This window comes from Bacillus sp. JJ1474 (assembly GCF_036965225.1).
Classification (GTDB): Bacteria; Bacillota; Bacilli; order Bacillales; family Cytobacillaceae; genus Cytobacillus.
The window spans coordinates 7,839-11,062 of record NZ_JBALPC010000019.1; the positions used below are offsets into that span (position 1 = coordinate 7,839).

4 protein-coding genes are annotated in these 3,224 nt (G+C 40.4%); all 4 read right to left on the reverse strand.

The genetic code is table 11. From position 1 onward, the window contains the following. Positions 1 to 43 precede the first annotated feature (43 nt). Entirely contained in the window at positions 44 to 769 is a 726-nt protein-coding gene (locus V7164_RS03045; protein ID WP_335353372.1) for an amino acid ABC transporter permease, read from the reverse strand. A gap of 23 nt (positions 770 to 792) precedes the next feature. Next, positions 793 to 1,494: an amino acid ABC transporter permease gene (locus V7164_RS03050; protein WP_335353373.1), complete on the reverse strand. Its 702-nt coding sequence runs from the start codon at positions 1,492 to 1,494 to the stop codon at positions 793 to 795. Between the two features lie 71 nt (positions 1,495 to 1,565). Continuing rightward, positions 1,566 to 2,411, reverse strand: coding sequence for a transporter substrate-binding domain-containing protein (locus tag V7164_RS03055; protein ID WP_335353374.1), 846 nt, complete (start codon positions 2,409 to 2,411; stop codon positions 1,566 to 1,568). Between the two features lie 17 nt (positions 2,412 to 2,428). Further along, positions 2,429 to 3,181, reverse strand: coding sequence for an amino acid ABC transporter ATP-binding protein (locus V7164_RS03060; RefSeq protein ID WP_335353375.1), 753 nt, complete (start codon positions 3,179 to 3,181; stop codon positions 2,429 to 2,431). Between the last annotated feature and the right edge of the window lie 43 nt (positions 3,182 to 3,224).

Below are 3,224 nucleotides of genomic sequence, written 5' to 3' on the forward strand. Positions count from 1 at the left end.
CGAGTTACGGCAAAAAGCTGTCCATCAAATCATGCTCTCTCCTTTAAACAGACATCCCCTCATCCATCCTCGCCTCGTAGCGCCTCATTTTTTTCTCAAGCTGTGCAAAAAGAACTTCAAAGACAAAACAGAGAAGCCAATAAATCAAGGCTGCCACTAAATACATTTCCAAATACTTATAGCCATCATTCGCAATAATTTTCGCCATGCCCATGATTTCAATGACCTTAACCGCAAAAGCAAGAGAAGTTGCCTTTATGAGACCAATAAATGTATTGCCTAGATTAGGTAGAGAAAGGACCATTGCTTGCGGCAAAATAATTCTTCGTAAGCCTTGAGCTGTCGTCATGCCCACTGAATAGGCAGCTTCCATTTGGCCGGCATGGGTGGCATTGATGGATGCGCGGAAAATTTCGGACTGGTAAGCCGCTGTATTCAGGGTATAGGCGATTAAGGCATACACAACAGGTGAAATTTGATCAGCATCCAGACTCCATCCAAGCTGTTTATTTATGAGATCAAACAGAGCGGGTATCCCATAGAATAATACGAAAAGGAGTACAATCATCGGCACGCCTCTAATAAAGGAGACGTACAACATAGCGATTCGATGCAAAACGGGCACTTTATAAATTCGGCATAATGCAATCAAAAGGCCAAACATGATTCCGAGGATCATAGAAATAACCGCAATAATCAGAGTTAAAGGTACACCTTTCAGCACCTCTGGAAATTGCTTTAATGCAAAGTCAAAGTCGATAAAAGTCAAGAGAGATCACTACCTTTAAAAAATTAATCTGCAATGCTGACACGGCCCTTTTTTAATCCCTTTTCTAAAAGTGCAATCAAATTTTCTATTACAATACATGTGCCCCAATACACTAACGAAATGGTAAAGTACACTTCGAACATGCCGATTCCGTAGTTATTTCCTAGAATAATCCGAACCTGCCCCATAATATCAATGATGCCAATCGTAAAGGCAAGGGAGGTATCCTTCAGCAATTCAATAATATTATTCCCGAGATCCGGTAAGGCCACTAAAAACGCCTGAGGCAGAATGATTCTCCGCAAAGCCTGTGAGTAGCTCATTCCTATACTGTAGGCAGCCTCCAATTGGTCCCTTCCGACTGCCATATAGGCGGATCTAATCACTTCAGAAAGGTAGGCGCCTGTATATAAAGAAAAGGCAATTACAACAAATACAAAACGATCCCAGCCATTAATATCAATATTTACAAGCAACAGTAGCTGCGGGAGTCCAAAATAAACGAGGAATAGCTGAACTAATAATGGCGTACAACGCATGAAAGACAAATAAAATGTTGCAACTGCATATGAAATCGGTTTTTTTTGAATCCGGACAATGGCGACAATAACACCGATAATTAAAGAAAAGAAAAGTGAAACACCTAACATAAGTAAAGTAAGCGGGAGCTTATTTAATACTCTCATTAATAAGTCCAGCCAATCGGAGAATCCCGAACTAATCATTTTATTTCACCGCCTGCTGTAAAAATGACTCCAACGTTCATCGCTGCCGTCGGAGTCAATCTATAAAACTATTACTCAAATTTAAAGCCTTCTTGATTGATAAATTCCAAATCCTTAAAGAAGTCGACATCGAACCATTTTTCAGACAGCTTTGAAAGGGTGCCGTCTTCAATTAATTCAGCAGTCGCTTTATCCATCTTCTGTGCAAGCTCGGTTTCCTTTTTATTGAAAACAACCCAAATTGGTTCCTTTGAAACGATTCCGCTAACTTTTAAATCAAGATTCATTTGTTTCTGCATTTCATTAAAGGTTGTTACATTTAGGAATATAGCATCAGCCTTACCTTCAGCTACTCTTTTTAAATTATCAGCATTTGAAGCGTGCTCAATGGTATCGAGTGTTAACGGGTTATCTTTGTGTTTATCGTTGTATGAATTAAGAATAGTACGTAATCCGCCGCTCGGTGCCATTGGCGGGAACTTTTTGCCGACCATGTCATCCAAAGATTTAATATCATTGCGATCCTTCTTTGTCACGAGCGAAGTAAGGGAATATCCGAATTCTTGTTCAGGAAAAAGAAACTTCTCTTGTCTTTCAGGATTTTTAAAGAACCAATTAATCGCGAATGTGTATTTACCTGTATCAACACCAACTAAATTGGCTTCTTCTTCTCCAAAAAGATATTCGAATTTATATTCAGGAAGCTTTTTCTCGATTTCCTTCATATAGTCCATGTCATAGCCAATTGGATTGTTATTTTCATCTGTATACAAGAATGGGGGATTGACTTCATCGCTTAAGGCTACCTTTACAACTATTTTTCCATCGTCTTTTCCTGAGCCTGTGCTTTGCGAGCAGCCTGCGAGGCTAAGTATAAGCACAAATGCTAGAATCGCTGTTTTAATTAAACCTTTCATTAAAACGACCTCCTGCTTTAAATTAGATATTCTGGTTCACGGACTAGCCGTTTTAGAAACTGCTTCATCCGCTCGTGTTTTGGATGAATGAGTACATCCTGGGGATGCCCTTGTTCCACAATGACGCCTTCGTCCATAAAGACAACTCGATTCGCTACTTCTCTGGCGAAATCAATTTCATGTGTCACGATCACCATGGTGATGCCTTCACCTGCTATTTGCTTAATAATTGACAGCACTTCTCCAACCATTTCTGGGTCGAGAGCGGAAGTGGGCTCATCAAATAAAATGACCGATGGATTTAATGCAAGCGCCCGTGCTATGCCAACCCGCTGCTGTTGACCACCAGAAAGCTGTGAAGGATAATCATTTACTTTTTCAGCCAGCCCTACCTTCTGAAGGAGAGATAGACTGATATCCTTTGCTTCGGCTTTAGGCAGTTTTTTAGCTACTATGAGCCCTTCCATCACATTTTCCAGAACCGTTTTATTCTTGAACAGGTTATAGTGCTGAAAAACCATGGCGGTTTTTCTTCTTAATGTAAGAATATCCTGCTTGGGGGGATGCTTTCCTTGAACGGTAAACCCGTCAACACTTATTAGTCCATCATCCGGGCGCTCCAAGTAGTTGATGCATCTGAGGAGTGTAGTTTTTCCTGATCCGCTCGGGCCAATAATGGCTACAACATCCCCTTTATTAACTTCGAGGTCGATCCCTTTTAATACATGATTTTTTTTAAAATGCTTTTGGATATTTTTTAACTCGATCATATTCCCCCTCCTTGTTAGAAAAGTGCAAGCGCCTTCGGAACAA

What these genes read in the sequence shown, in the direction of transcription:
- V7164_RS03055 (WP_335353374.1), bottom strand. Translation starts at nt 2,411, where the DNA reads ATGAAAGGTTTAATTAAAACAGCGATTCTAGCATTTGTGCTTATACTT.
- V7164_RS03060 (WP_335353375.1), bottom strand. Translation starts at nt 3,181, where the DNA reads ATGATCGAGTTAAAAAATATCCAAAAGCATTTTAAAAAAAATCATGTA.
- V7164_RS03050 (WP_335353373.1), bottom strand. Translation starts at nt 1,494, where the DNA reads ATGATTAGTTCGGGATTCTCCGATTGGCTGGACTTATTAATGAGAGTA.